Raw genomic sequence first — 26804 nt, 5'->3', positions numbered from 1 at the left:
ACCAGGTCGCCCCGCCGGCGTCCGGCGTGACCGACCGCCCGGTCCGCACCCCGCCGCGCACGCCGCCCCGGCGTCCCGACCGCGTCACCAACGAGCGCCAGGGCGACCCGATGTCGTCGCGCAGCGTGCGCTCGCGGCTGGCCCGCATGGGCACCCGCACCCAGGTGACCAGCCCGGTGTTGGAGCCGCTGTTCCGTGCCGTGCGCGCCAACCACCCCAAGGCCGACCTGGCGCTGCTGGAGCGGGCCTACCTCACCGCTGAGCACCACCACGGCACCCAGATGCGCAAGAGCGGCGATCCGTACATCACCCACCCGCTCGCGGTGACCACGATCCTGGCCGGCATCGGGATGACCGAGCCGACGCTGGCCGCGGCGCTGCTGCACGACACCGTCGAGGACACCGACTACACCCTCGAGCAGCTCACCAGGGACTTCGGCGAGGAGGTCGCGCTCCTCGTCGACGGCGTGACCAAGCTCGACAAGGTCCGCTACGGCGAGACCGCCGAGGCCGAGACCATCCGCAAGATGATCGTCTCGATGTCGCGCGACATCCGGGTGCTGGTCATCAAGCTCGCCGACCGGCTGCACAACATGCGCACCCTGCGCTTCGTCAAGCAGGAGACGCAGGAGCGCAAGGCCCGCGAGACCCTCGACATCTATGCCCCGCTGGCCCACCGGCTCGGCATGAACACGATCAAGTGGGAGCTGGAGGACCTCGCGTTCGCCACGCTGCACCCCAAGATCTACGACGAGATCGTGCGGATGGTCGCCGAGCGGGCGCCCTCGCGCGACCAGTTCATGGCCGAGGTGATCACGCAGGTCGAGGCCGACCTGCGCGACGCGAAGGTGAAGGCCAAGGTCACCGGCCGCCCGAAGCACTACTACTCGATCTACCAGAAGATGATCCTGGGCGGTCGGGAGTTCTCCGACATCTACGACCTGGTCGGCATCCGGGTGCTCGTCGAGGAGGACCGCGACTGCTACGCCGTGCTCGGGGTGCTGCACTCGCGGTGGAACCCGGTGCTGGGGCGCTTCAAGGACTACGTCGCGATGCCGAAGTTCAACATGTACCAGTCGCTGCACACCACGGTGATGGGCCCGCAGGGCAAGCCCGTCGAGCTGCAGATCCGCACCTTCGGCATGCACCGCCGCGCCGAGTACGGCGTCGCCGCGCACTGGAAGTACAAGGAGAACGGCCGCGGGGGCGTCGACACCGAGCGCCGCGGCGACTTCGACGACATGACCTGGGTGCGCCAGCTCCTCGACTGGCAGAGCGAGGTCGAGGACCCGGGCGAGTTCCTGGAGTCGCTGCGCTTCGAGATCAACCGCGCCGAGACCTACGTGTTCACCCCCCGCGGCGACGTCATCGCGCTGCCGTCGGGCTCGACGCCGGTCGACTTCGCGTACGCCGTGCACACCGAGGTCGGCCACCACACCATCGGCGCCCGGGTCAACGGCCGCCTCGTGCCGCTGGAGTCGGCGCTGGAGAACGGCGACGTGGTGGAGGTCTTCACCTCGAAGTCGGTCACCGCCGGACCGTCGCGCGACTGGCTGGCCTTCGTGAAGTCGCCGCGGGCCCGCTCGAAGATCCGCCAGTGGTTCACCAAGGAGCGCCGCGAGGAGGCCATCGAGCGCGGCAAGGACCAGATCGCCAAGCTGATGCGCAAGGAGGGCCTGCCCCTCAAGCGGCTGCTCTCCCACGAGTCGCTCACGCTCGCCGCCGCGCACTTCAAGCTGACCGACGTCACCGCGCTGTACGCCTCGGTGGGGGAGGGCAACCTGTCGGCGCAGGCCGTCGTACGTCGTGTCATCGACCTGCACGGCGGCAACGACGGCGCCGAGGAGGACCTCGCCGAGGCCGTCACCATCACCGGACGCCGCGGCCGCTCGAAGGTCCCGACCGGTGGTGACGCCGGCGTGCTCGTGCGCGGGGCGCCCGACGTGTGGGTCAAGCTCGCGAAGTGCTGCACCCCGGTGCCGCCCGACGACATCATCGGCTTCGTCACCAAGGGCGGCGGGGTCTCGGTGCACCGCACCGACTGCACCAACGCCTCCGACCTGCGCGGGCAGCCCGAGCGCCTGCTCGACGTCGAGTGGGCACCCGAGTCGGGGTCGACGTTCCTGGTCAACATCCAGGTCGAGGCCCTCGACCGCGCCCGCCTGCTCTCCGACATCACGATGGCGCTCTCCGACGCCCACGTGAACATCCTCTCGGCGCAGCTCTCCACCACCCGCGACCGCGTCGCGAAGAGCCGCTTCACCTTCGAGATGGCCGAGACCAAGCACCTCGACACCGTCATCCGCGCCGTCCGCGGCGTCCCCGGCGTCTTCGACGCCTACCGCGTCACCCAGTAGCCGCGCTCCTCGGCACTCGACCAGCGAGGTCCCGTTTCGTTGGTCGAGTAGCGAGCGCCAGCGAGCGTATCGAGACCCTGCCCTCGCTGGGGGGTCTCGATACACCTCGTCGCTGGCGTGGTTCCTGAGGAGCGAGCGAAGCGAGCGTCTCGAAGGGCTCCTCGGCACTCGACCAGCGACGTCCGGTTCGTCGGTCGGACTGCGAGGACGGCCCGCTTCGTTGGTCGAGTATCGAGCGCCAGCGAGCGTATCGAGACCCCTCTCCACAAGGCAGCGCCCGAGCGAGGCGCACCGTCGGCGCTCGGGTCGACCATCGTCCGCATGGCCTTCACCTACATGCTGCAGTGCGCCGACGGCTCGCTCTACGTCGGGAGCACCGTCGACCTGGACGCCCGGCTCCACCAGCACGCCCTCGGTCTGGGCGCCGGCTACACCCGCACCCGGCTCCCCGTCAGGCTGGTCTGGCACGGGGAGCACGAGAACGTCGGGGCGGCGTTCGCCCGCGAGAAGCAGGTGCAGAACTGGAGCCGGGCGAAGCGGTTGGCGCTCATCGACCAGGCCTACGCCGACCTGCCGGCGCTGGCGAAGAAGCGCTGGGGCTGAGGGGTCTCGATACGCCTCGTCGCTGGCGCTCCTCGGCACTTGACCACCGAAGGCCGGCGTCCAGCGCTGGGGGGGTCTCGATACGCCTCGTCGCTGGCGCTCCTCGGCACTCGACCACCGAGGAAGGCCCGGCTTCGTTGGTCGAGTAGCGAGCGCCAGCGAGCGTATCGAGACCTGGTTCGTTCGCCAGGGGGTCTCGATACGCCTCGTCGCTGGGGCTTCTCGGCCCCCGAACAGCGGGGGTGCTGGGGTCCGGTCAGCCGGAGAAGTCGGCGCTGGCGCGGCGGGCCATCTCGAGGAACTGGCGGCGGGAGGCCAGGTTGTCCTCGAGGTCGGCGACCTTGCGGGCGTCACCGGCGGCGCGGGCCTTGTCGAGGTCGGCCTCGACCTTCTCGATGGCCGACTCCAGCTTGCTCACCATGTCGGAGGCGCGAGCCGACTTCTCGGGGTCGGAGCGGGTCCACTGGTCGTCCTCGGCGCTGCGGATGGCCTGCTCGACGGCGCGCATCCGGCCCTCGAGCTCCTTCATCCGGTCGCGCGGCACCTTGCCGGCCGCCTCCCAGCGGTCGGCGAGGTCGCGGACGGCACGCTTGGCGGCGTCGAGGTCGGTGATCGGGAGCAGCGCCTCGGCCTCGACCAGGATCTGCTCCTTGAGCACGGCGTTGCCGGCGAACTCCTGGTCCTGCGCGGCGTTGGCGGCGTCGCGGGCGCCGAAGAAGGTGTCCTGGGCGCCGCGGAAGCGCTTCCAGAGCGCGTCGTCGGCGTCCTTGGGGGCGGGGCCGGCGGCCTTCCAGTCGCGCATCAGGTCGCGGTAGCGGCCGGCGGTGGCGCCCCAGTCGGTGGACGTGGCCAGCGACTCCGCCTCGGTGGCGAGGCGCTCCTTGACCACGCGTGCCGACTCGCGCTTCTCGTTCTGCTCCGCGAAGTGGCTCTTGCGGCGGCGGGTGTAGGCGGTGCGGGCGGTGGAGAAGCGACGCCACAGCGCGTCGTCGGAGGCGCGGTCGATGCGGGGGAGCGCCTTCCACTGCTCGAGCAGGTCGCGCAGACGGTTGGCGCCGTTGCGCCAGTCGTTGCTCTCCGCGAGCTTCTCGGCCTCGGCGACGACCTTCTCCTTGGCCGCCTTCGACTCGGCGCTGCGCTGCGCCTTCTCGACCCGGCGCGCCTCGCGCTGCTGCTCCAGCACCGGCGCGAGCGCGTCGAGGCGGGCCTCCAAGGAGGCGAGGTCGCCGACGGCGTTGGCACCGCTGACCTGGGTGCGGACCTTGCCCTGCGACTCGGTGGCCTCCTCGGGCGACATCACGCCCGACTTGATCCGCTGCTCGAGCAGCTCCACCTCGAACGCCAGCGCGGCGAACCGCTCGGTGAAGAACGTCAGCGCCTCCTCGGGCGTGCCCTCGGGGTACTGGCCCACGGGGCGCTCCCCGTCGGTGGTCCTGACGTAGACGGTGCCGTCGTCGTCGACTCGGCCCCACTGCTCGCTCGTCACTGAAGTTCCCTCGGTCTCGTGTGCACTCGGTGCGGACGCGAGGCCCCATGCTAGTCAGAGGTCGTCGGTCGCGGCGCGGGCGGCATCAACCGGTGCGACGCGGACCCTGGTCGCTCGCTAGGGTGACCGGGTGCTGATCGCCGGTTTTCCCGCAGGCCCCTGGGGCACGAACTGCTACGTCGTGGCGACCGCACCGGGCGCGGAGTGCGTGGTGGTCGACCCCGGCAAGGACTCCGCCGACGGCGTCGCCGAGCTGGTGCGCGAGCACCGCCTCAAGCCGGTCTCCGTGCTGGTCACCCACGGCCACGTCGACCACATGTGGTGCGTGGCGCCGGTCGCCGGCACCTACGACGCGACCGCCTGGATCCACCCGGCCGACCGCCACCTGCTGACCGACCCGATGGCCGGCATGTCGCGCGAGACCAGCCGGATGCTGCTCGGCCAGGACCTCGAGTGGGCCGAGCCCGACGACGTCCGCGAGCTCGCCGACGCCCAGGAGCTCGAGCTGGCCGGCCTGCGGTTCGTGGTCGACCACACCCCCGGCCACACCGCGGGCTCGGTCACCTTCCGCACGCCGTACGGCGCTGCCGCGGGGCAGCCGGACGTCTCCGAGGTCATGTTCGCCGGCGACCTGCTCTTCGCCGGCTCGATCGGGCGCACCGACCTGCCCGGCGGCGACCATCCGACGATGCTGCGCAGCCTCACCGCCAAGGTGCTCACGCTGGCCGACGACGTCGTGGTGCTCCCCGGCCACGGCGAGCAGACCTCCATCGGCCGCGAGCGCGCCACCAACCCCTACCTGCTGGACCTGGCCGACGGCGAGACCGACGGCCCGGCCCGCGTCACCCGAGGCCTCTGACCCGTGAACACCAAGATCACCCCGCTCAGCGGGTTCCCCGAGCTGCTGCCCGCCCAGCGCGTCGTCGAGCAGCAGGTCGTCGACACGCTGCGCCACGTGTTCGAGCTGCACGGCTTCGCGGGCATCGAGACCCGCGCGGTCGAGCCGCTCGACCAGCTGCTCACCAAGGGCGAGACCTCCAAGGAGGTCTACGTGCTGCGCCGGCTGCAGGAGCGCGAGGGCGGCAAGGACGCGGGCCTCGGCCTGCACTTCGACCTCACCGTCCCGTTCGCCCGCTACGTCGTGGAGAACGCCGGTCGCCTGGAGTTCCCGTTCCGCCGTCACCAGGTGCAGAAGGTGTGGCGCGGCGAGCGCCCCCAGGACGGCCGCTACCGCGAGTTCACCCAGGCCGACATCGACGTCGTCGGGCGCGACACCCTGTCGTTCCACCACGACGTCGAGGTGGCCCGGGTGATGCTCGACGCGCTGCGGCGCATCGACTTCCTGCCCGGCTTCACGTTGCAGGTCAACAACCGCAAGGTGCTCGAGGGGTACTTCCTCGGCCTCGGCCTCGACGACCCCGCACCGGCGATGACCGCGGTCGACAAGCTCGACAAGCAGTCGGCGGAGGCGGTGGCCGCGCTGCTCGTCGAGGGCGGGATGGACACCGACGTCGCCCGGCGCTGCCTGGCCATCGCCGAGATCTCCAGCCACGACACGTCGTTCGTCGCGCAGGTGCGCGCCCTGGGGGTGGAGCACCCGCTGCTCGACGAGGGCCTCACCGAGCTCGCCGCCGTCGTGGAGGGCTGTGCCTCGCTGGTCGGCCCCAAGGTCGACGTCGTCGCCGACCTCAAGATCGCCCGGGGCCTGGACTACTACACCGGCACCGTCTTCGAGACGCGCATGCGCGGCCACGAGGCCCTGGGCTCGATCTGCTCCGGCGGTCGCTACGACGCGCTGGCCACCGACGGGCGCACCACCTACCCCGGCGTCGGCATCTCGCTCGGCGTCAGCCGGGTGCTGGTGCCGCTCGTGGCGAAGGAGGGGCTCAGCGCCGACCGCTCCGTGCCGAGCGCCGTGCTGGTCGCCCTGACCGACGACGAGCCCGCCGCGCGCGCGGCCAGCGAGGCCGTGGCCGATGCGCTGCGCGCGCGCGACATCGCCTGCGAGGTCGCGCCCAGCCCCCAGAAGTTCGGCAAGCAGATCCGCCACGCCGAGCGCCGTGGCATCCCCTACGTGTGGTTCACGACCGCCGAGGGGGGCCACGAGGTGAAGGACATCCGCAGCGGCGAGCAGGTGGCGGCCGATCCGGCCACCTGGAGCCCGCCCACCGCAGACCTGCGCCCGCAGGTCGTCTCGAAGGAGCAGACCCCGTGATCCGCACCCATGACGCCGGCGCCCTGCGCGCCGAGCACGTCGGCCAGAGCGTCACCCTCGCCGGGTGGGTGGCCCGTCGGCGCGACCACGGCGGCGTCGCCTTCCTCGACCTGCGCGAGGCCAGCGGCGTCGTGCAGGTGGTGGTGCGCGACGAGGAGGTCGCCCACAGCCTGCGCAGCGAGTACTGCATCGCCGTCACCGGCGAGGTCAGCCTGCGCCCCGAGGGCAACGCCAACCCCGACCTGCCCACCGGCGAGATCGAGGTGGTGGTCACCGACCTCGAGGTGCTCAACGCCTCCGCGCCGCTGCCCTTCGCCGTCGACGACACCGGTCACGGCTCCGGCGACGTGGGGGAGGAGGCGCGCCTGCGCCACCGCTACCTCGACCTGCGTCGCGCCGGGCCCGCCGCCGCGCTGCGCCTGCGCAGCAAGGTCAACAAGGCCGCGCGCGACGTGCTCGACCGCCACGACTTCGTGGAGGTGGAGACGCCCACGCTAACCCGCAGCACCCCCGAGGGCGCCCGCGACTTCCTGGTGCCGGCGCGGCTGCGGCCCGGCAGCTGGTACGCCCTGCCGCAGAGCCCCCAGCTGTTCAAGCAGCTGCTGATGGTCGCCGGCATGGAGCGCTACTACCAGATCGCGCGCTGCTACCGCGACGAGGACTTCCGCGCCGACCGCCAGCCGGAGTTCACCCAGCTCGACGTCGAGATGAGCTTCGTCGACCAGGAGGACGTCATCGCCCTCATGGAGGACGTGATCGCCGCGATGTGGCGCCTGGTCGACGTCGAGGTGGCGCTGCCGATCCCGCGGATGACCTACGCCGACGCGATGGCGCGCTTCGGCTCCGACAAGCCCGACCTGCGCATGGGCAACGAGCTCGTCGAGTGCACGGCGTACTTCGCCGACACCCCGTTCCGCGTGTTCCAGGCCGAGTACGTCGGCGCCGTGGTGATGCCGGGCGGCGCGAGCCAGCCCCGCAAGCAGCTGGACGCCTGGCAGGAGTGGGCCAAGCAGCGCGGCGCGCGCGGGCTGGCGTACGTGCTGGTGCAGGAGGACGGCGAGCTGACCGGTCCCGTGGCCAAGAACATCACCGACGAGGAGAAGGCCGGCCTTGCCGCGCACGTCGGCGCCCAGCCGGGCGACTGCATCTTCTTCGGCGCCGGCGCCACCAAGTCGAGCCGCGCGCTGCTCGGCGCGGCCCGCCTCGAGATCGGCCGCCGCTGCGGCCTGATCGACGAGGACGCCTACGCCTTCACCTGGGTCGTCGACGCCCCGATGTTCGAGCCGGCCACCGACGCGGTGGCCAGCGGCGACGTCGCGGTGGGCTCGGGCGCCTGGACCGCGGTGCACCACGCCTTCACCGGCCCCAAGCCGGAGTTCGCCGACACCTTCGACACCGACCCCGGCAGCGCGCTGGCCTACGCCTACGACATCGTGTGCAACGGCAACGAGCTCGGCGGCGGGTCCATCCGGATCCACCGCGAGGACGTGCAGCGCCGCGTGTTCGCCGTGATGGGCCTGGGCGAGGAGGAGGCGCAGGAGAAGTTCGGCTTCCTCCTCGACGCCTTCAAGTACGGCGCCCCGCCGCACGGCGGCATCGCCGTCGGCCTCGACCGCATCTGCGCCCTGCTGGCCCGCACCGACTCCATCCGCGACGTGATCGCCTTCCCGAAGTCGGGTGGCGGCTACGACCCGCTCACCGCCGCTCCTGCGCCGATCACGGCCCAGCAGCGCAAGGAAGCCGGTGTGGACGCCCGCGCCACGGAGGATCTCCCGGCCGGTTCCTGACGCCACGGGCGCCGGAGCCCCACCTGCCGTCTCGACTGCCGAGACCAGATCGTTACGCGTGGGTGACCGCAGGCGGGGCCCGGGCGACATAGAGTCGCTCGCGGTGCGGGGCCCCCCGGGGTTCGCGCACCGCGTCCAACGTCCGTAGTGGAGAGGTGACTCGGTGAGCCTGACGGCATCGAGCGTGGAGCAGCCCGGCGACCCGGAGTTCCACGAGCCGGTCGGAGACGACGCGGCTGCCGGCAAGGTCGAGGTGCAGGGCCGCTCGCCCGCACGGCTGGCCTGGTCGCGGTTCCGCAAGGACAAGCTGTCGATGGCGGCGTTCCTCGTCGTGGCGCTCTTCCTGGTCGGCGCTGTCCTCACCCCGATCCTCGTGATGCTGGGCGTGCTGCAGCCGCAGACGTTCAACCAGGACAAGGTCGACCTGATCCGCGGCGGTCTGCCGCTCGGTCCCGCCGGCGGCATCACCTGGTCGCACCCGCTGGGCATCGAGCCCGGCACCGGTCGCGACCTGCTCTCTCGCATCCTGCTCGGCATGACGCTGTCGCTGACCATCGCGATCTCCGGCGCGCTGATCACCGTGGTGATCGGTACCGTGCTGGGCATCATCGCCGGCTTCACCGGCGGCGTCGTGGACAGCATCATCGGCCGGATCATCGACCTGACGCTGTCGTTCCCCAGCACGCTGATGCTGCTGGCGCTCTCCGGCGTCGTGGTCGACCGGATGCTCGACAGCGGTGTGCCGCGCGGCCCCGACGGCTCGTTCGTCAACGGCCTCTACATCGTGCTCGTGCTGGCCGCCTTCGGCTGGCCGCCGGTGGCGCGGCTCATCCGCGGGCAGGTGCTCTCGATCCGGGAGCGCGAGTTCGTCGACGCCGCGGTGCTGATGGGCGCCTCGCGCCCGCGCATCTACTTCAAGGAGATCCTGCCCAACCTGTGGGCGCCCCTCCTGGTCTACTTCACGCTCCTGATGCCGGCCTACGTCTCGGCCGAGGCCGCGCTGAGCTACCTCGGCGTGGGCATCCAGGCGCCGACACCGACGCTGGGCAACGTGCTGCGCGGGGCGCTGCTGTACGCCAACTCCGACCCGCTCTTCTTCTTCGCGCCGGCCATCTTCATCGCCGCGATCGTCATCTCGTTCAACCTCCTCGGCGACGGCGCCCGCGACGCCCTCGACCCCAAGGCCGGTCGCTGACCGGCCCCCTCGGGCCCCCTCCGGGCGCGGCCCGACCCCCCAGCTTTCCGCAGGAAAGACACGCCGACACCGGCGAGAACGATCCCCAAAAGGAGACTCACATGGGTAGGACACGGAAGCGGTTCGTCGCACTCGCGACGTCCGCAGTCGTCGCGATCGGCCTCGCCGGTTGCGGTGGCGACGGCGGCGACACCAGCTCGGCCCCCGACGAGGTCGCGTCGCAGGAAGTCACCGAGGCCACGAAGGGCGGTGACATCACCTACCTCGTCTCGTCGGTGATCGAGCACCTCGACCCCCAGCGCGTCTACGTCGGCCGCGACCTGTCGAACCTCGGTCGTCTGGCCTACCGCAGCTGGGTGCAGTTCCCCAGCGGCGCGACCGACGCCGAGGAGGGCACCACGCCCATCCCCGACATGGCCACCGACACCGGCACCGCCAACGAGGACGCCACCGAGTGGCAGTTCACGCTGAAGGAGGGCCCGACCTGGCAGGACGGCGAGCCCGTCACGTGCGAGGACTTCGCCTACGGCGCCTCGCGCACCTTCGCCACCGACGTCATCACCGGCGGCCCGAACTACATCATCGGCTACCTCGACATCCCCACCGCGGAGGACGGCACCTCGCAGTACAAGGGCCCCTACACCGCTGAGGGCCAGGAGCTGTTCGACGAGGCCGTCTCGTGCGACGGCAACACGATCACCTACAAGTTCAACAAGCCCTTCCCGGACTTCCCGCTGGCCGTCGCCTCGCTGCGCGCGTTCGACCCGGTGCGCGAGGACCAGGACAAGGGCGACAAGTCCGACCTCGTCGTCTTCTCCAACGGGCCCTACATGCTCGACGGCGAGTGGGACGAGGACTCCGGCGGCACCTTCGTGCGCAACCCCGAGTGGGACGGCGAGGAGGACACCAACCGTCAGGCGAACTTCGACTCGATCTCCTTCGAGGTCGGCATCGAGCCCGAGACGATCATCGAGCGGCTCATCGCCGACGACAGCAGCACCACGATCGCCGCGCAGAACGTCAGCGCCGCGCAGTACCCGCAGATCACCGGTGAGGTGGAGGACCGCTCGGTCAACATCGAGTCGCCCTTCACCAACTACCTGGTGCCGAACCACAACACCGTGACCGACCCGAAGGTGCGCCAGGCCCTCGCCCTGGCCACCAACCGTGCCGCCTACATCGGTGCGCTCGGTGGCGAGCTGGCCTCCAGCCCGGCGCTGACCATCGTCAGCCCCGACGTGCCGGGTCACCAGCCCCTGGAGACCTTCGGGTCCGAGGCCGGCGGCGACATCGACGCTGCCAAGGCGCTGCTCGAGGAGGCCGGCGTCGAGATGCCGTACCCGATCAAGCTCACCTACCCGATCGGCTCGGAGGCCTCGCAGAACGCCTTCGCCGCCCTGAAGGACACCTACGACCAGGCCGGCTTCGAGGTCGAGCTGGACGGTCTGGACCCCTCGGGCCCGTACTACGAGACCATCCAGAAGCCCGACTCCGACTCCGACCTGATCTGGGGCGGCTGGGGTGCTGACTGGCCCTCGATCTCCACGGTGCTCCCGCCGCTGTTCGACAGCCGCATCAACCTGACCGCTGCCTCCAACGGCCAGGACTACGGCAACTACGACAGCGACGAGGCCAACGCCCTCATCGACGAGGCGCTCGCCGAGCCCGACCTGGACGCGGCCAACGAGAAGTGGGCGGAGCTCGACCAGCTCCTCGCCGACGACGTGGCCTACATCCCGCTGGACACCACGCGGTTCTACTACCTGCGCGGCTCCGACATCGAGAACTACGTGAACTCGGTCTCGACCAGCGGCTACCCCGACCTCGGCGTCATCGCCGTGGCCGACGGCGGTCAGTGACCACCACCAGGTGAACAGCACCACCGCGCGTCCCTGACGCGCACCGACCGTGCGGTCCCGCCCTCCACCGGGGCGGGGCCGCACGGTCCCACCGGGCTCGTCGCGTCACGACGCACGAGCCCTGTCTCCTGCCAGCCCCCGTGCCGGTCGCCCACCGGCACCTGCGGGCCCTGATACCGACGAGACCCCGAGGTCCCCGTGTTCGCTTACGCCCTTCGACGCCTGTTCAGCGGCGCCCTGCTGCTGGTGGTCATGAGCATGGTCACGTTCCTGCTCTTCTACGCCAGCTCCAGCACCCCCGAGCGCTACGCGTGCGGGCAGAAGTGCACGGCGCAGCAGCTCGAGCAGACCAAGGCCGCGCTCGGCTACGACGAGCCGATCACCACCCAGTGGGCGAAGTTCGCCAAGGGCGTGGTCGCCGGTCGGCAGTTCCCCGACGACCCGGCGCTGCGCGAGGCCGCCCCCGAGCTGGTCACCGAGTGCGACGCCCCGTGCCTGGGCTACTCCACCGGCTACGGCGAGAACGTGCGTGACCTGATCTCCGACAAGCTGCCGGTCTCGGTGTCGCTGGCGCTGGCGGCGTTCCTCATCTGGATGGTCGGTGGGGTGCTGCTCGGGGTGGTCAGTGCCCTGTTCAAGGGCAGGGTGCTCGACCGCGGCATCGTCGCGCTGTCGCTGGTCGCCTTCGCGTTCCCCACCTTCTTCGTGGGCCAGCTGATGCTCACCTACATCGCGATCCGGTGGGGCCTGGTCGACACGCCCCGCTACATCTCCATCGCCGAGGGCGGGCCGTTCGCCTGGTTCGCCTCGCTGCTGCTGCCGGCGATCACCCTGGCGCTGGTCTACATGGCCGGCTACATCCGCATCACTCGCGCGTTCGTGCTGGAGACCCAGACCGAGGACTACATCCGCACCGCGCGAGCCAAGGGGCTGCCGCAGCGCACCGTCATCGGCAAGCACACGCTGCGTGCGGTGCTCACCCCGCTGGTCACCCTGTCGGGCCTCGACCTGGCCGGCTTGCTCGGCGGTGCGATCATCACGGAGTCGGTCTTCAACTACAACGGGGTCGGCAAGCTGTCGGTCACCGCGATCGCCCGCTTCGACCTCCCGCTCATCGTCGGCATCGTGCTCCTGGTCGCCGCGATCGTGATCATCGCCAACATCATCGTCGACATGCTGTACGCGGTCATCGACCCCCGCGTGCGCCTCGGTTAAGGAGCCACCCATGTCTTCCACGACACAGACCAGCCCGGCCTCGCGCCCGGCCGCCTCCGCCGAGCCGCTGCTGGTCGTCGAGGACCTCCAGGTCCACTTCCCGACCAGCGACGGCGTGGTCAAGGCCGTCGACGGGCTCAGCTACTCCGTCGAGCGGGGCAAGACCCTCGGCATCGTCGGGGAGTCCGGCTCCGGCAAGTCGGTCTCCAGCTCGGCCATCATGGGGCTCTTCCACGGCTCGAACGCCCAGCTGTCCGGCTCGATCAAGGTGCGCGGCACCGACGTGCTGCAGCTCAGCGAGAAGGAGATGCGCGAGCTGCGCGGGCGGGAGGTCTCCATGATCTTCCAGGACCCGCTCTCGGCCCTGCACCCGTACTACTCGGTGGGCGCGCAGATCATCGAGGCCTACCGCGTGCACCACAGCGTCAGCAAGAAGGTCGCCCGCAGGCGTGCCATCGAGATGCTCGACCGCGTCGGCATCCCGCAGCCCGACCAGCGCGTCGACTCCTACCCCCACCAGTTCTCCGGCGGCATGCGCCAGCGCGCCATGATCGCGATGGGCCTGGTCAACGACCCGTCGCTGCTCATCGCCGACGAGCCCACCACCGCGCTCGACGTGACGGTGCAGGCGCAGATCCTCGACCTGCTGCAGGACCTGCAGCGCGAGTTCGACTCCGCGGTCATCATCATCACCCACGACCTCGGCGTCGTGGCCGAGATGACCGACGACACCCTGGTCATGTACGCCGGCCGCGGCGTGGAGTACGGCAAGACCACCGAGATCCTCACCCACCCCGAGATGCCCTACACGTGGGGCCTGCTCTCGAGCGTGCCCGACGTCCTGGGCGACACCTCGGCCAAGCTCATCCCGATCCCGGGCAGCCCGCCGAGCCTGCTGAACCCGCCCACCGGCTGCGCCTTCCACCCGCGCTGCACCCACCGCGACAAGGTGCCCGGCGACCTGTGCACCACCACCACCCCTGACCTGCTGCCGGGCAACCGGTCCTCGGGCCACCTCAAGAGGTGCCACCTCGCCGACCCCGAGGCCATCTACCGAACCGAGATCCTTCCCGAGATCGCCCCCGATCTCGTCGACGAGGAGCGTTGATGTCCACCCCGCTGAGCGACGCCCCCCGGGGCGGCAGCACCACGGTCTCCGCCCACGGGGCGACCGTGGCCCCGACCGACGCGCCCACGCTGCTGTCGGTCGAGAACCTGAAGATGTACTTCCCGGTGAAGTCCTCGGGCCTCATCCACCGCAAGGTCGGCGACGTGCAGGCCGTCGACGGCGTCTCCTTCGAGGTCAAGGCCGCCGGCTCGCTGGGCCTGGTGGGGGAGTCGGGCTGCGGCAAGTCGACCACCGGCCGGCTGATCACGCGCCTCTACGAGCCCACCGGCGGTCACATCCGCTTCGAGGGCGAGGACATCGCGAAGACTCCGGAGCGCAAGCTCAAGCCGCTGCGCCGGGAGATCCAGATGATCTTCCAGGACCCCTACACCTCGCTGAACCCCCGCCACACGGTCGGCTCGATCATCGGCACGCCGCTGCGCATCCACAAGATCGTGCCGGAGAAGCAGGTGCTCTCGCGGGTCAAGGAGCTGCTGGAGATCGTCGGGCTGAACCCCGAGCACTACAACCGGTTCCCCAACGAGTTCTCCGGCGGCCAGCGCCAGCGCATTGGCATCGCTCGCGCGCTCACGCTCAACCCGAAGCTGCTGGTGGCCGACGAGCCGGTCTCCGCGCTCGACGTGTCGATCCAGGCGCAGGTCATCAACCTGCTCCAGGACATCCAGCGCGAGTTCGGCGTCGCGTTCCTCTTCATCGCCCACGACCTGGCGATCGTGCGGCACTTCTGCCCCGAGGTCGCGGTGATGTACCTCGGCAAGATCGTGGAGATCGGCGACCGCGAGAGCATCTACAACCACCCGCGCCACCCCTACACCCAGGCGCTGCTCTCGGCCGTGCCCGACGTGAAGCAGGCCGCGACCGGCGGACGCCGCGAGCGCATCCAGCTCGAGGGCGACGTGCCGAGCCCGATCAACCCGCCGTCGGGCTGCCGCTTCCGCACCCGCTGCCCGATCGCCCAGGACATCTGCGCGCGCCTCGAGCCGCCGCTGCTGCAGATCGGCAAGCAGCACAAGGTCGCCTGCCACTTCCCGGGCGCGCTGGGTCAGCACCCCAACGAGCCGCTGACGGCCGGCATGCTCGGCGTCGACCACGCCGGCAACCCCGACCCGGGGGCCAGCCCCAGCCCCGACCTGACCGACAAGCCGGGCTACGACGACACCTGGTTCGACCTGGACACCAGGACTTTTGGACGAGCCTGAGGCTCTCTTCGCCGCCGGTCCGCCGTCGCCCCCACCGGGCGGCGGCGGGTCGCTGTCGGCCCAGGCCGGCCGCGCCTCGGCGCCGCTGGCGGTGCGGATGCGCCCCCGCACCCTCGACGAGCTCGTGGGCCAGCAGCAGCTGCGCGCCCCCGGCTCGCCGCTGCGCCAGCTGATCGACGACCAGCGCTCCCTGTCGTTGCTGCTGTGGGGCCCGCCCGGCACCGGCAAGACCACGATCGCCTCGATCGTCAGCCAGTCGACCGAGCGGCGGTTCGTCGAGGTCTCCGCGGTCTCGGCCGGGGTGAAGGAGGTGCGCGCCGCCATCGACGGCGCCCGCGCCGAGCTGGCCCGCGGGGGCGCGGAGACGGTGCTGTTCGTCGACGAGGTGCACCGCTTCAGCAAGGCCCAGCAGGACGCGCTGCTGCCCGGGGTGGAGAACCGCTGGGTCTCGCTGGTGGCCGCCACCACCGAGAACCCGTTCTTCTCCGTCATCTCCCCGCTGCTCTCGCGCAGCCTGCTGCTGCGCCTGGAGTCGCTCACCGACGACGACGTGCGCGGGGTGATGACCACCGCGCTCGTCGACGAGCGCGGCCTGGCCGGTCGCTTCACCGTCACCGACGACGCCCTCGACCACCTCGTGCGCCTCGCCGGTGGCGACGCGCGGCGCTCGCTGACCTACCTCGAGGCCGCCGCCGGCACGGCGTCGGCGCGGGGGAGCACCGAGGTCGACCTGTCCACCGCCGAGACCGCCGTCGACCAGGCCGCGGTGCGCTACGACCGCCAGGGCGACCAGCACTACGACGTCACCAGCGCCTTCATCAAGTCGGTGCGCGGCTCCGACGCCGACGCCGCGCTGCACTACCTGGCGCGGATGATGGAGGCCGGCGAGGACCCCCGGTTCATCGCCCGCCGCCTGGTGATCCTCGCCAGCGAGGACATCGGCCTGGCCGACCCCGCTGCGCTCACCACCGCGGTCGCCGCGGCCCAGGCCGTGCAGCTCATCGGCATGCCGGAGGCCGGGCTCAACCTCGCCCACGCCACGGTCGCCCTCGCGGTGGCGCCGAAGTCGAACGCCGTCACCACCGCGCTGGCCGCCGCGAGCGCCGACGTACGGGCCGGGAAGATCGGGCCGGTGCCGGCGCACCTGCGCGACGCCCACTACGGCGGCGCGAAGACGCTGGGCCACGGGTCGGCCTACACCTACAGCCACGACGCGCCGTTCGGCATCGCCGAGCAGCAGTACGCCCCCGACGTCGTCGCCGACGCGAGCTACTACCGGCCCACCGACCACGGCGCCGAGGCCGCGGTCAAGGAGCGCTGGGAGCGCATCCGCCGGCTCGTGCGGGGCCGCGGTCGGGGCTGAGCGCCCCGCGATAGGGTCGGGCACCATGACGGAGCAGTGGAGCGGGTCGGCGTGGGCCGTCCCGGGCGCGCTCGCCGTCGCCGTGGTGGCGCTCGCCACGGCGCTGGTGGCCCTGCTCACGGCCCGCCGTGCCGCCCGCCGCGCGACCGCGCAGGCCGCCCACGCCACCGCTGTCGCCGCCGCGCTCGACGAGCGCCTCGACCGGCTCGAGTCCCGGCCGGCAGGCGTCGGGCGCGAGGCCCCGCCCGACCGCCCCGAGTTCGTGATCACCCACCTCGCCGAGCCCGGCGACCCGGCGGTCGCGCCGGCCGAGGACGCCACCGGCGCGGCCGGTGCCCCCGTGCGCCCCGACGGCGCGCTGTTCGCCGACCTGGTGCTGCGCGAGTCGGTGGTGCAGGCCGCGTCGCTGGCGGCAGGCGTACGACGGGCGCTGCGGCCCGAGGTGCGCCAGCGGGTGCGCCTCGAGATGCGCCGCGAGGTCAAGCGGGCGCGCAAGCAGCGCCGCACCGACCTGCGCGCCGCCCGCCGCGACGTGCAGGCCCGCCAGCGCGCCGACCTCGGCGCCGACCTCACCGCCGGGGAGCCGGCCGCGTGAGGGGCCGGCGATGAGCCGCGGACTCTGGTTCGTGGCCGGCGCCGGCGCCGGGGCCTACGCGATGGTGCGCGGGCGCCGGGCCGCCGAGGCCGTGAGCGTCGACGGACTGCGCGACCGGGTGGGCGCGGCCGTGGTCGGCGCCCGGCTGCTGCGCGACGAGGTGGCCCAGGGCCGTGCCGACGCCGAGCCCGCGCTGCGGGCGCGCGTGGGCGGCGGACTGCGCACCGCCGGCCGGCGGCCCGAGCTGGCCGCCACCCCCGTCACCCCCCTCCCGACCACCACCGGCACCACCGACACCACCACCGGCACCACCCCGATCCCGGACCCCTCCGGGACCCGCAGCACCCCAGGACAGGAAGGCACCAGCTGATGGACACCGCGGAGATCCGACGGAGGTTCCTGGCCCACTTCGAGCGGGCCGGCCACACCCCCGTCCCCTCGGCCTCGCTGCTGCTCGACGACCCGAACCTGCTGTTCGTCAACGCGGGCATGGTGCCGTTCAAGCCGTACTTCCTCGGGCAGGAGACGCCGCCCTTCGACCGCGCCACGAGCGTGCAGAAGTGCGTGCGCACCCCCGACATCGAGGACGTCGGCAAGACCACCCGCCACGGCACGTTCTTCGAGATGTGCGGCAACTTCTCCTTCGGCGACTACTTCAAGGAGCAGGCCATCGAGCTGGCCTGGGACCTGGTCACCAAGCCGCAGGCCGACGGCGGCTGGGGCTTCGACGAGGCCACGCTCTACCCGAGCGTGTACGTCGACGACCCCGAGGCCGTGGCGCTGTGGCGCAAGATCACCGGCCTGCCCGACGACCGCATCGCGCGGCTGGGCAAGTCGGAGAACTACTGGTCGATGGGCGTGCCCGGCCCCGGCGGTCCCTGCTCGGAGATCCTCATCGACCGCGGCCCGGCGTACGGCGCCGACGGCGACTTCTCCGCCGAGGACCGCTACCTGGAGTTCTGGAACCTCGTCTTCATGCAGGACGAGCTGTCGGCGGTGCGCTCGAAGGAGGACTTCGACATCGCCGGCTCCCTGCCGAAGAAGAACATCGACACCGGCATGGGCCTGGAGCGGGTCGCGTTCATGACCCAGGGCGTCGAGAACATGTACGAGATCGACGTGATGTTCCCCGTCATCGAGATGGCCGAGCAGCTCACCGGCCGCCGCTACGGCGCCGACCCCGTCGACGACGTCCGGTTCCGCGTCGTCGCCGACCACGTGCGCAGCGGCATGATGCTGATCGGCGACGGGGTCACCCCCGGCAACGAGGCGCGCGGCTACGTGCTGCGCCGGCTGCTGCGCCGTGCCGTGCGCTCGATGCGCCTGCTCGGCTACGACGACCCCGCGCTGCCCGAGCTGATGCCGGTCAGCCGCAACAAGATGGGCGAGACCTACACCGACCTGCACACCGACTGGGAGCGCATCGCCCGGGTCGCGTACGCCGAGGAGGAGGCCTTCCGGCGCACCCTGCAGTCGGGCACCCAGATCTTCGACCTCGCCGCGGGCCGGGTGAAGGAGTCCGGCGCCAGCCGGCTGCCCGGTGACCAGGCGTTCGCGCTGCACGACACCTACGGCTTCCCGATCGACCTGACCCTCGAGATGGCCTCGGAGGCCGGGCTCAGCGTCGACGAGGACGGCTTCCGCGCGCTGATGACCGAGCAGCGCCAGCGCGCCAAGGACGACGCGCGCGCCAAGAAGGGCCAGCACGCCGACACCGGCGCCTACCGCGGGGTGCTCGACGCCCACGGCCCCACCGACTGGCTGGCCTACGAGACGCTCGAGACCGAGTCGCGGGTGCTGGCGGTGCTGGCCGGTGGCGTCGGCGTCCCGGTGCTGCGCGAGGGCGAGGTGGGGGAGGTCGTGCTCGACCGCACCCCGTTCTACGCCGAGTCGGGCGGCCAGGTCGCCGACGCCGGCGTGCTGGTCGCCGACGGGGCGCGCCTCGAGGTGCTCGACGTGCAGCGTCCCGTGCGCGGCCTGGTGGTGCACCAGGTGCGGGTGCTCGAGGGCGAGCTGGCCCAGGACGCCGTCCTGCACGCGCGGGTCGACCCGGCGTGGCGCACCGGCGCGCGCCAGGCCCACTCCGGCACCCACGTCGTGCACGCCGCGCTGCGCGAGGTGCTCGGCCCCTCGGCGCTGCAGTCGGGCTCCTACAACCGCCCGGGCTACCTGCGCCTCGACTTCGGCTGGGGCTCCGGGCTGAGCCCGGAGCAGGTGCGCGACATCGAGCAGGTCTCCAACGCCGCGCTGCGCGCCGACCTGCCCGTCGGGTGGCAGTACATGACGCTGCCCGAGGCCAAGGACTGGGGCGCGATCGCGCTGTTCGGCGAGACCTACGACAACTCGCAGGTGCGGGTCGTGGAGATCGGCGGCCCGTGGTCGCGCGAGCTGTGCGGCGGCACGCACGTCGACCACTCCTCGCAGATCGGCACCATCGTGGTCACCGGTGAGTCGTCGGTGGGCTCGGGCAACCGGCGCATCGAGGCCCACACCGGCCTCGAGGGCTTCGACTACCTCGCCCGCGAGCGCGACGTCGTCGGCCAGCTCACCGGCCTGCTGAAGACCCGCCCCGACGACCTCGTCGGCCGGGTCTCCGACCTCGTCGACCGGCTCCGCGCCGCCGAGAAGGAGGTCGAGAAGGCCCGCCTGGCCCAGCTGCTCGCCGCCGGGGGCGACCTCGCCGCCGGTGCCCAGCGGGTCGGCCCGGTGCACGTGGTGGCCCACCGCGTCGACGGCGCGGCCGGGGGCGACGTACGCACCCTGGCGCTCGACGTGCGCAGCCGGCTGCCGCAGGGCGAGCCCGGCGTGGTCGTGGTCGTCGGCGTGCGCGACGGCAAGGTGGCCGTGGTCGCCGCGACCACCGACGACGCCCGCGCCCGCGGTCTGTCGGCCAACGACCTGGTGCGTGCCGTGGGCCCGCTCGTCGACGGCAAGGGCGGCGGCAAGGCCGACGTGGCACAGGGTGGCGGCACCGACACCGGACGCGTCGGCGAGGCGCTCGCCGTGGTGGCCACCGAGGTCGCCCGCGTGGTCGGGGCCTGAGGGTGCGCCACGGGGTGCGGCTCGGCATCGACCCGGGCGACGCCCGCGTCGGCGTCGCGCGCAGCGACCCCACGGGGTTCCTGGCCAGCCCGGTGGAGACGGTGAAGCGGGGCAAGGGCGACCTGGCCCGGATCGCCGCCATCGTGGCCGAGATCGCCGAGGACTCCGAGGTGATCGAGGTGGTCGCCGGGCTCCCGCGCTCGCTGTCGGGCGGCGAGGGCCCGGCCGCGGCGAAGACCCGGGTGTGGACCGCGACCCTGGCGCGCCGGCTGGCCCCGCTGCCGGTGCGGCTCGTCGACGAGCGGCTCACCACCATCTCGGCGGAGGCTATGCTGCGCGGCAGCCCGGGGGGCGTCCGCCGCGGGCCCAAGCAGCGCGCGGTGGTCGACCAGGCCGCAGCGGTGCTGATCCTGCAGCACGCCCTGGACACCGAGCGCGCCACCGGGACCCCTCCCGGTGAGGTGGTCGGTGACGACGTGGAGGACAACGCATGACTGAGCAGGACCGGCACGAGACCGACGGGTCGTCACCGCTGCCCCTGAGCAGCGCCCCCGACGCCGGGGGACGCCGCCGGCGCGAGCGCAGCAGGCTGCCCGGCTGCCTGGCCGTGCTGATCGCGCTCGCCGTGCTCGTGGGGGGCGGCTACGTGCTCTACGACCGCGGCACCGCGTTCCTCGACAGCGCCTTCAGCGACCCCGAGGACTACGACGGCCCCGGACAGGGGCGGGTGCAGTTCGAGGTGGTCTCGGGCGACAGTTCGGGCCAGATCTGCCGCAACCTCAAGGACGCGAAGGTCGTGGCGTCGGTCGACGCCTGCCTCGCGGCCGCCACCGACGACCCCGAGTCGACGGGCATCCAGGCCGGGTTCTACCAGCTGAAGCGGCAGCTCCCGTCGGCCGACGCGATCGACGTGCTCGTCGACCCCGCCAACCTGATCACCACCTCCGTCACCGTGCCGGAGGGCCTGCGCGTGGTCGACATCGTCGACATCCTCGCGAAGTCCACCCGCTACGACGCCGCCGAGTTCGAGCGCGTGCTCGACGACGAGCGCCGCCTCTCCGAGCTGGGCCTGCCCGACTACGCCGGGGGCAACCCCGAGGGCTACCTGTTCCCCTCGACGTACGCCTTCGGCCCCAAGGACGACCCCGCCGGCATGATCGAGGCGATGCTGGCGCGCTGGAGCCAGGCCGCCGACGACGCCGGGCTCGAGCAGGCCGCCGACCAGCTCGGCATCACGCCGCAGGAGCTGATGACCGTGGCCAGCCTCGTCGAGGCCGAGGGCCGCGGCGACGACATGCCGAAGGTCGCGCGGGTCATCTACAACCGCCTCAGCCCCGACAACGACGAGACCGCCGGCCTGCTGCAGATCGACGCCGCCGTCAACTACGCCCTCGGCGAGACCGGCATCGCCCGGCTGACCGACGCCGAGATCGAGTCGGTGTCGGACTCGCCGTACAACACCTACACCCAGCAGGGCCTGCCGCCCACGCCGATCGAGGCACCGGGTGACGCCGCCATCGCGGCCGCGGCCTCGCCCGACGAGGGGGCCTGGCTGTACTACGTGACGGTGAACCTGGAGACCGGCGAGACCAAGTTCGCCGAGACCTACGACGAGTTCCTCGACTACAACGCGGAGCTGGACGCCTACTGCGCCAACGAGTCCGACCGCTGCTGATGCGGTGCGCCGTGCTCGGTGACCCGATCGGCCACTCGCTGTCGCCGACACTGCACCGGGCGGCGTACGCCGAGCTCGGGCTGGCGTGGACCTACGACGCCGTGCGGGTGCCGGCGGGAGGCCTGCCCGGGTTCCTCGCCGGCCTCGACGCCGAGTGGCGCGGGCTGTCGCTGACGATGCCGCTCAAGCGGGAGCTGCTGGCGCTGGGCACGTCGGGGACGCTGCCCGACGGCCGGGTCCTGGAGGTCTCGGCGCGGGCGCGGCTGGCCGGCGGGGCCAACACGCTGGTGCTCGACGCCGACGGTGCGCAGGCCGACAACACCGACCTGCCGGGCGCGGTGGCCGCGGTGCGTGAGCACCACGACGGACCCGTGACGCGCTGCGTCGTGCTCGGCGGGGGAGCCACCGCCGCCTCCACCGGGCTCGCCGCCTGCGAGCTCGGCGCCCGCGAGGTGGTCGTGCTGGCCCGAACGCCGGGGCGCGCGGCGGAGACCGTCGCCGCGGTGGCGGCGCACCCGTCGCGCCCGAGCGTGCGCGCAGCCGGCCTGGACACCCCCGCCGCAGCGGTCGGTGCGGTGGACCTCGTGGTCTCCACGGTGCCGGCCGGCGCCCAGGAGCCGGCCCTGGTGGAGCGGTGGGCCGGCGCGCCGGTGGTGTTCGAGGTCGTCTACGACCCGTGGCCCACGCCGCTCTCGGCTGCTGTCCCCGGCGCGGGCGGGGTGCTCGTGACGGGGCTCGACCTGCTGGTGCACCAGGCCGCGCTGCAGGTGACGCTGATGACCGGGCGCCCGGCGCCGCTGCCGACCATGCGCGAGGCCGGACTCGCGGCGCTGGCCGCCCGCTGATGGAGCCGCTGCTCGTCGTCCTCGCCGCGGTGGGCTGCGGCGCCGCCTCGGCGCTCGCCCCGTCGGTGGTGGCCCGGCTCCCCGAGCCGGCGCCTGCTGTGCCCGGCGGTGCTGTGGCCGGCGGTGCTGGACCCGACGAGGTGGAGGCGGACCGGCCGGCGTCCGACGGCCCGGCGACCGACGGGGGGGAGTCGGACGGGGTGGAGGTCGGGGCCGCGGAGCCGGTGAAGCCGCGCTACGCCGACCTCGCCCGGGCGCCGCGCGTGCGGTGGTGGACCGGTCTCGCCGGCGTGGTCGCCGGGGCGCTCGTGGCGGTCGCCGCCGGGGCCGACGACCCGTGGCTGCTGGCCTACCTGCTGCCCGCCGTACCGGTCTGCGTGGCGCTGGCGTGGGTCGACGCCCGCACGCGCCTGCTGCCGTCGCGGATCGTCCTCCCGGCGACCGCCGCGCTCGTCGTGCTGGCCGTCGTGGAGTGGCTGGTCACCGGGGACCACGACGCCGTCGTGCGCGCCGGCACCGGGCTGCTGGCGGCGCGCTCGGTCTACTGGCTGCTCTGGGCGGTGCGCTCGGCCGGCATGGGCTTCGGCGACGTGCGGCTGGCCGCGCTCCTCGGGCTGGTGCTCGGCCGGGCCGGCTGGGCCGAGCTGCTCGTCGGCACGTACGCCGGCTTCCTGGTCTTCGCCGTGCCGGGCGCCCTGCTGGCGGTCGTGCGCCGCGACCGCTCGCTGCTGCGCGCCGCGTTCCCGTTCGGCCCGTTCATGGTGGTCGGCGCCCTCCTCGGGCTCCTCGCCGGCCCCGCCGTCGTCGACGCCCTGCTCCGCTAGGCCCCTGCCTCGGGGTCCTGTCGCGGGTCTGTGGGTGGGGTCGTGTGCCTGGGGACGCGCCGGGCCGCGTCGTGGGACACACGACCCGGCTGGTGCCCCGGTGACCCCGGGTGGTTCGCGGGTCGGTGTGCGGGTCGTGTGCCTGGGGACGCGGTGGGCCGCGTCGTGGGGCACACGACCCGGGTGGTGCGCCGGTGACCGCGGGTGGTTCGCGGGTCGGTGTGCGGGTCGTGTGCCTGGGGACGCGCCGGGCCGCGTCGTGGGGCACACGACCCAGGCACACGACCCAGGCACACGACCCAGGCACACGACCCAGGCACACGACCCAGGCACACGACCCAGGCCACACGACCCAGGCCACACGACCCAGGCACACGACCCAGGCACACGACCCAGGCACACGACCCAGGCACACGACCCAGGCACACGACCCAGGCACACGACCCAGGCACACGACCCAGGCACACGACCCAGGCCACACGACCCAGGCACACGACCCACCAGCGGTCTCGGGGCGCACCGGGGGGCGCGGGGGGAGGACGGGGGCGTGGGAGACTGCGGGCATGCTGCGTTGGCTCACCGCGGGCGAGTCCCACGGCCCGTCCCTGGTCGCCGTCCTCGAGGGGATGCCCGCCCACGTGCGGGTCACCACGGACGACGTCTCCGACTCCCTGGCCCGTCGCCGGCTCGGCTACGGCCGGGGCGCGCGGATGAAGTTCGAGCAGGACCAGGTGACGATCACCGGCGGGGTGCGTCACGGCCTGACCCAGGGCGGTCCGGTGGCGATCGTCGTGGGCAACACCGAGTGGCCGAAGTGGGACCGGGTCATGTCGGCCGACCCCGTGGACGCCGACGAGCTGGCCACGCTCGCGCGCAACGCCCCGCTGACCCGCCCGCGGCCCGGCCACGCCGACCTCGCCGGCATGCAGAAGTACGACTTCGACGACGCGCGGCCCGTGCTCGAGCGGGCCTCGGCCCGCGAGACCGCCGCCCGCGTCGCGCTGGGCCGGGTCGCGTCGAACTTCCTGGCCCAGGCCTGCGGTGCGAGCGTGCTCTCGCACGTCGTCGAGCTCGGCGGCGTGCGCGCCCCCGACGGCCTGTGGCCCGCGGCCGGTGACCTCGAGCGCCTCGACGCCGACCCGGTGCGCTGCCTCGATCCCGGGGCCAGCGCCGCGATGGTCGCGCGCATCGACGAGGCCCACAAGGACGGCGACACCCTCGGCGGCGTCGTCGAGGTGGTCGTGCACGGCCTGCCCCCGGGCCTGGGCTCCCACGTGCACTGGGACCGCCGCCTCGACTCCCGCCTGGCCGGCGCGCTGATGGGCATCCAGGCCATCAAGGGCGTGGAGGTCGGCGACGGGTTCGCGCTCGCCGCGACACCGGGCTCGCTGGCCCACGACGAGATCGTGGCCACCCCCGACGGCATCCGTCGCAGCAGCGGCCGCTCCGGCGGCACCGAGGGCGGGATGACCACCGGCGAGGTGCTGCGGGTGCGCGCGGCGATGAAGCCGATCGCCACGGTGCCGCGCGCGCTGCGCACCGTCGACGTCGCCACCGGTGAGCAGGCGGTCGCCCACCACCAGCGCTCCGACGTGTGTGCCGTGCCGGCAGCCGGCATCGTCGCCGAGGCGATGGTGGCGCTCGTGGTGGCCGACGCCGTGCTGGAGAAGTTCGGCGGCGACGCGCTCTCGGAGACGCGTCGCAACGTCGAGACCTACCTCGCGTCGCTCTCCTACCGGTGAGCCCCGTGAGCCCGGACGACGCACCCTCCGGTCCCCGTGTCGTGCTGGTCGGGGCGATGGGTGCGGGCAAGACCACCGTGGCCGACCTGCTCGGCGCCCGCTGGGGCGTCGCCGTGCGCGACACCGACCGCGACGTGGAGGCCGCGGAGGGCCGCAGCGTCTCCGACATCTTCGTCGACGACGGCGAGGGCCGGTTCCGCGAGCTCGAGGCCGCCGCGGTGGCCGACGCGCTCGCCGCCCACACCGGCGTGCTGGCGCTGGGCGGGGGAGCGGTGCTCGCCCCCGCCACCCGCGAGCGCCTCGCCGGCCACTGCGTGGTCTTCCTGCGCGTCGGCCTGGCCGACGCCGCCTCCCGGGTGGGCCTCGGCACCGCCCGGCCGCTGCTGATGGGCAACGTCCGCGGCCGGATGAAGCAGCTGCTCGACGAGCGCACCCCGGTCTACGAGTCGGTGGCCACCCACGTCGTGGTCACCGACGCCCGCACCCCCGACCAGGTCGCCAACGAGATCGAGGAGCTCCTGCGATGAGCCCGAGCAACGCGGGGCCCACCCCCGAGCCCACCCCCGAGCCCGCCCCCGAGGCCACCGTCCTCCACGTCGGCGGCGCGTCGCCGTACGACGTGGTCGTGGGCCACGACCTGGGCGGGCGACTCAGCGCGCTGCTCGGGCCCGACACCACCCGCATCGCCTTCCTGTACGCCGGCACGCTCGGCGAGCTGGCGCAGCCGGTGGTCGACGCGCTGCTGCCCCACCACGACGTGCTGGCCCTCGGCCTGCCCGACGGGGAGGCGGCGAAGACCGCCGACGTGCTGGTCGACCTGTGGGAGGCCCTGGGCGCGGCGGGGTTCACCCGCTCCGACGCCGTGGTGACCTTCGGCGGGGGTGCGACCACCGACCTCGGCGGGCTGGTGGCCGCCACCTGGCTGCGCGGGGTGCGCGTGGTGCACGTGCCGACGACCCTGCTCGGCATGGTCGACGCCGCTGTCGGCGGCAAGACCGGCATCAACACCGCTGCGGGCAAGAACCTGGTGGGCGCCTTCCACGAGCCCGCCGGCGTGCTGTGCGACCTCTCGCTGCTGCACACCCTGCCCCGCGAGGAGCTCGTCGCCGGGCTCGGCGAGGTGGTCAAGTGCGGCTTCGTGGCCGACCCCGCGATCCTCGACCTCGTGGAGTCCGCCGACGTCGACGCGCTGCTCGACGACCCGTCGGGCTCGCCGGTGCTGCGCGAGCTGGTGGAGCGGGCGGTGCGGGTGAAGGTCGACGTCGTGGTCGACGACCTGCGCGAGACCGGCGGCGTCGACGGCCACCCCGGCCGCGAGGTGCTCAACTACGGCCACACCCTCGCCCACGCCATCGAGCGCGCCGAGGACTACGAGATCCGCCACGGCGAGGCCGTCGCGATCGGCTGCGTGTTCGTCGCCGAGCTCGCCGCCCGCGCCGGCGACCTGGCGCCCGACGTCGTGCGCCGCCACCGCGAGGTGCTGGGCCGGGTGGGCCTGCCCACGGCGTACGCCGGGGCGTCGTTCGAGGACCTGCTGGCCACGATGCGGGTGGACAAGAAGGCGCGCGGCAACGAGCTGCGGTTCGTCGTCCTCGACGACCTCGCCCGCCCGCGGGTGCTCGCCGGGCCCTCCGAGGCCGACCTGCGTGCGGCGTTCGCCGCGATCGGCTGAG

Annotated in this window: 22 protein-coding genes; 21 read left to right on the top strand and 1 reads right to left on the bottom strand. The window is 72.9% G+C overall.

Annotation, left to right across the window (positions count from 1 at the left end):
* Positions 1–146 precede the first annotated feature (146 nt).
* Positions 147–2357: a RelA/SpoT family protein gene (locus tag AC4OR8_RS10015; protein ID WP_492166406.1), complete on the top strand. Its 2211-nt coding sequence runs from the start codon at positions 147–149 to the stop codon at positions 2355–2357.
* A gap of 321 nt (positions 2358–2678) precedes the next feature.
* Positions 2679–2960: a GIY-YIG nuclease family protein gene (locus AC4OR8_RS10010; RefSeq protein WP_492165410.1), complete on the top strand. Its 282-nt coding sequence runs from the start codon at positions 2679–2681 to the stop codon at positions 2958–2960.
* Positions 2961–3216: 256 nt separating this feature from the next.
* Here AC4OR8_RS10010 and AC4OR8_RS10005 read toward each other — a convergent pair whose 3' ends face one another.
* The gene (locus AC4OR8_RS10005; RefSeq protein WP_492165409.1) at positions 3217–4446 is read right to left on the bottom strand and encodes a DUF349 domain-containing protein; all 1230 of its coding nucleotides are present in this window, start codon (positions 4444–4446) and stop codon (positions 3217–3219) included.
* Positions 4447–4576: 130 nt separating this feature from the next.
* On the opposite strand from AC4OR8_RS10005, the gene AC4OR8_RS10000 reads away from it, so the two are divergent.
* From AC4OR8_RS10000 to aroB, 19 genes are all read left to right on the top strand, one after another.
* Positions 4577–5305: an MBL fold metallo-hydrolase gene (locus AC4OR8_RS10000; protein ID WP_492165408.1), complete on the top strand. Its 729-nt coding sequence runs from the start codon at positions 4577–4579 to the stop codon at positions 5303–5305.
* 3 nt (positions 5306–5308) lie between these two features.
* Positions 5309–6661, top strand: coding sequence for a histidine--tRNA ligase (gene hisS, locus AC4OR8_RS09995; RefSeq protein ID WP_492165407.1), 1353 nt, complete (start codon positions 5309–5311; stop codon positions 6659–6661).
* Positions 6658–8448, top strand: a complete 1791-nt coding sequence (gene aspS / locus AC4OR8_RS09990; RefSeq protein WP_492165406.1) for an aspartate--tRNA ligase — start codon at positions 6658–6660, stop codon at positions 8446–8448. Before hisS ends, aspS begins: the two co-directional genes overlap by 4 nt.
* A gap of 163 nt (positions 8449–8611) precedes the next feature.
* Positions 8612–9643, top strand: a complete 1032-nt coding sequence (locus AC4OR8_RS09985; protein ID WP_492165405.1) for an ABC transporter permease — start codon at positions 8612–8614, stop codon at positions 9641–9643.
* A 101-nt stretch (positions 9644–9744) separates the two neighbouring features.
* Positions 9745–11502: an ABC transporter substrate-binding protein gene (locus AC4OR8_RS09980; RefSeq protein ID WP_492165404.1), complete on the top strand. Its 1758-nt coding sequence runs from the start codon at positions 9745–9747 to the stop codon at positions 11500–11502.
* 198 nt (positions 11503–11700) lie between these two features.
* A complete protein-coding gene (locus AC4OR8_RS09975; protein WP_492165403.1) occupies positions 11701–12717 on the top strand; it encodes an ABC transporter permease in 1017 nt (338 codons plus the stop codon).
* 10 nt (positions 12718–12727) lie between these two features.
* The gene (locus tag AC4OR8_RS09970; protein WP_492165402.1) at positions 12728–13825 is read left to right on the top strand and encodes an ABC transporter ATP-binding protein; all 1098 of its coding nucleotides are present in this window, start codon (positions 12728–12730) and stop codon (positions 13823–13825) included.
* Positions 13825–15045 carry an ABC transporter ATP-binding protein gene (locus tag AC4OR8_RS09965; protein ID WP_492165401.1) on the top strand — a complete coding sequence of 407 codons (1221 nt, stop codon included), beginning with the start codon at positions 13825–13827 and terminating at the stop codon, positions 15043–15045. The genes AC4OR8_RS09970 and AC4OR8_RS09965 overlap by 1 nt, the downstream gene beginning before the upstream one ends.
* Positions 15032–16408, top strand: coding sequence for a replication-associated recombination protein A (locus AC4OR8_RS09960; protein ID WP_492165400.1), 1377 nt, complete (start codon positions 15032–15034; stop codon positions 16406–16408). The genes AC4OR8_RS09965 and AC4OR8_RS09960 overlap by 14 nt, the downstream gene beginning before the upstream one ends.
* Positions 16409–16433: 25 nt before the next feature.
* Positions 16434–17003 (top strand): hypothetical protein, encoded by a 570-nt coding sequence (locus AC4OR8_RS09955; protein ID WP_492165399.1) that lies wholly within the window; start codon positions 16434–16436, stop codon positions 17001–17003.
* 10 nt (positions 17004–17013) lie between these two features.
* Positions 17014–17373, top strand: coding sequence for a DUF6167 family protein (locus tag AC4OR8_RS09950; protein ID WP_492165398.1), 360 nt, complete (start codon positions 17014–17016; stop codon positions 17371–17373).
* On the top strand, positions 17373–20045 hold the full coding sequence (alaS, locus tag AC4OR8_RS09945; RefSeq protein ID WP_492165397.1) for an alanine--tRNA ligase: 2673 nt from the start codon (positions 17373–17375) through the stop codon (positions 20043–20045). The genes AC4OR8_RS09950 and alaS overlap by 1 nt, the downstream gene beginning before the upstream one ends.
* Positions 20046–20047: 2 nt before the next feature.
* Entirely contained in the window at positions 20048–20539 is a 492-nt protein-coding gene (ruvX, locus tag AC4OR8_RS09940) for a Holliday junction resolvase RuvX (RefSeq protein ID WP_492165396.1), read from the top strand.
* Positions 20536–21720 carry an endolytic transglycosylase MltG gene (gene mltG / locus AC4OR8_RS09935; protein ID WP_492165395.1) on the top strand — a complete coding sequence of 395 codons (1185 nt, stop codon included), beginning with the start codon at positions 20536–20538 and terminating at the stop codon, positions 21718–21720. Before ruvX ends, mltG begins: the two co-directional genes overlap by 4 nt.
* A gap of 11 nt (positions 21721–21731) precedes the next feature.
* The gene (locus AC4OR8_RS09930) at positions 21732–22565 is read left to right on the top strand and encodes a shikimate dehydrogenase (RefSeq protein WP_492165394.1); all 834 of its coding nucleotides are present in this window, start codon (positions 21732–21734) and stop codon (positions 22563–22565) included.
* Positions 22565–23389 (top strand): prepilin peptidase, encoded by an 825-nt coding sequence (locus tag AC4OR8_RS09925; protein ID WP_492165393.1) that lies wholly within the window; start codon positions 22565–22567, stop codon positions 23387–23389. The genes AC4OR8_RS09930 and AC4OR8_RS09925 overlap by 1 nt, the downstream gene beginning before the upstream one ends.
* Before the next feature lie 563 nt (positions 23390–23952).
* Complete coding sequence (aroC, locus tag AC4OR8_RS09920; RefSeq protein WP_492165392.1) at positions 23953–25131, top strand: chorismate synthase; 1179 nt, start codon at positions 23953–23955, stop codon at positions 25129–25131.
* A 5-nt stretch (positions 25132–25136) separates the two neighbouring features.
* Complete coding sequence (locus tag AC4OR8_RS09915; RefSeq protein WP_492165391.1) at positions 25137–25658, top strand: shikimate kinase; 522 nt, start codon at positions 25137–25139, stop codon at positions 25656–25658.
* Positions 25655–26803, top strand: a complete 1149-nt coding sequence (gene aroB / locus AC4OR8_RS09910) for a 3-dehydroquinate synthase (RefSeq protein WP_492165390.1) — start codon at positions 25655–25657, stop codon at positions 26801–26803. The genes AC4OR8_RS09915 and aroB overlap by 4 nt, the downstream gene beginning before the upstream one ends.
* Position 26804: the final 1 nt, after the last annotated feature.

It is taken from the genome of Nocardioides sp. FY1077 (assembly GCF_058681775.1).
The sequence above is the reverse complement of the archived record's forward strand: the minus strand, read 5'-3'. Positions and strand labels throughout refer to the sequence as shown.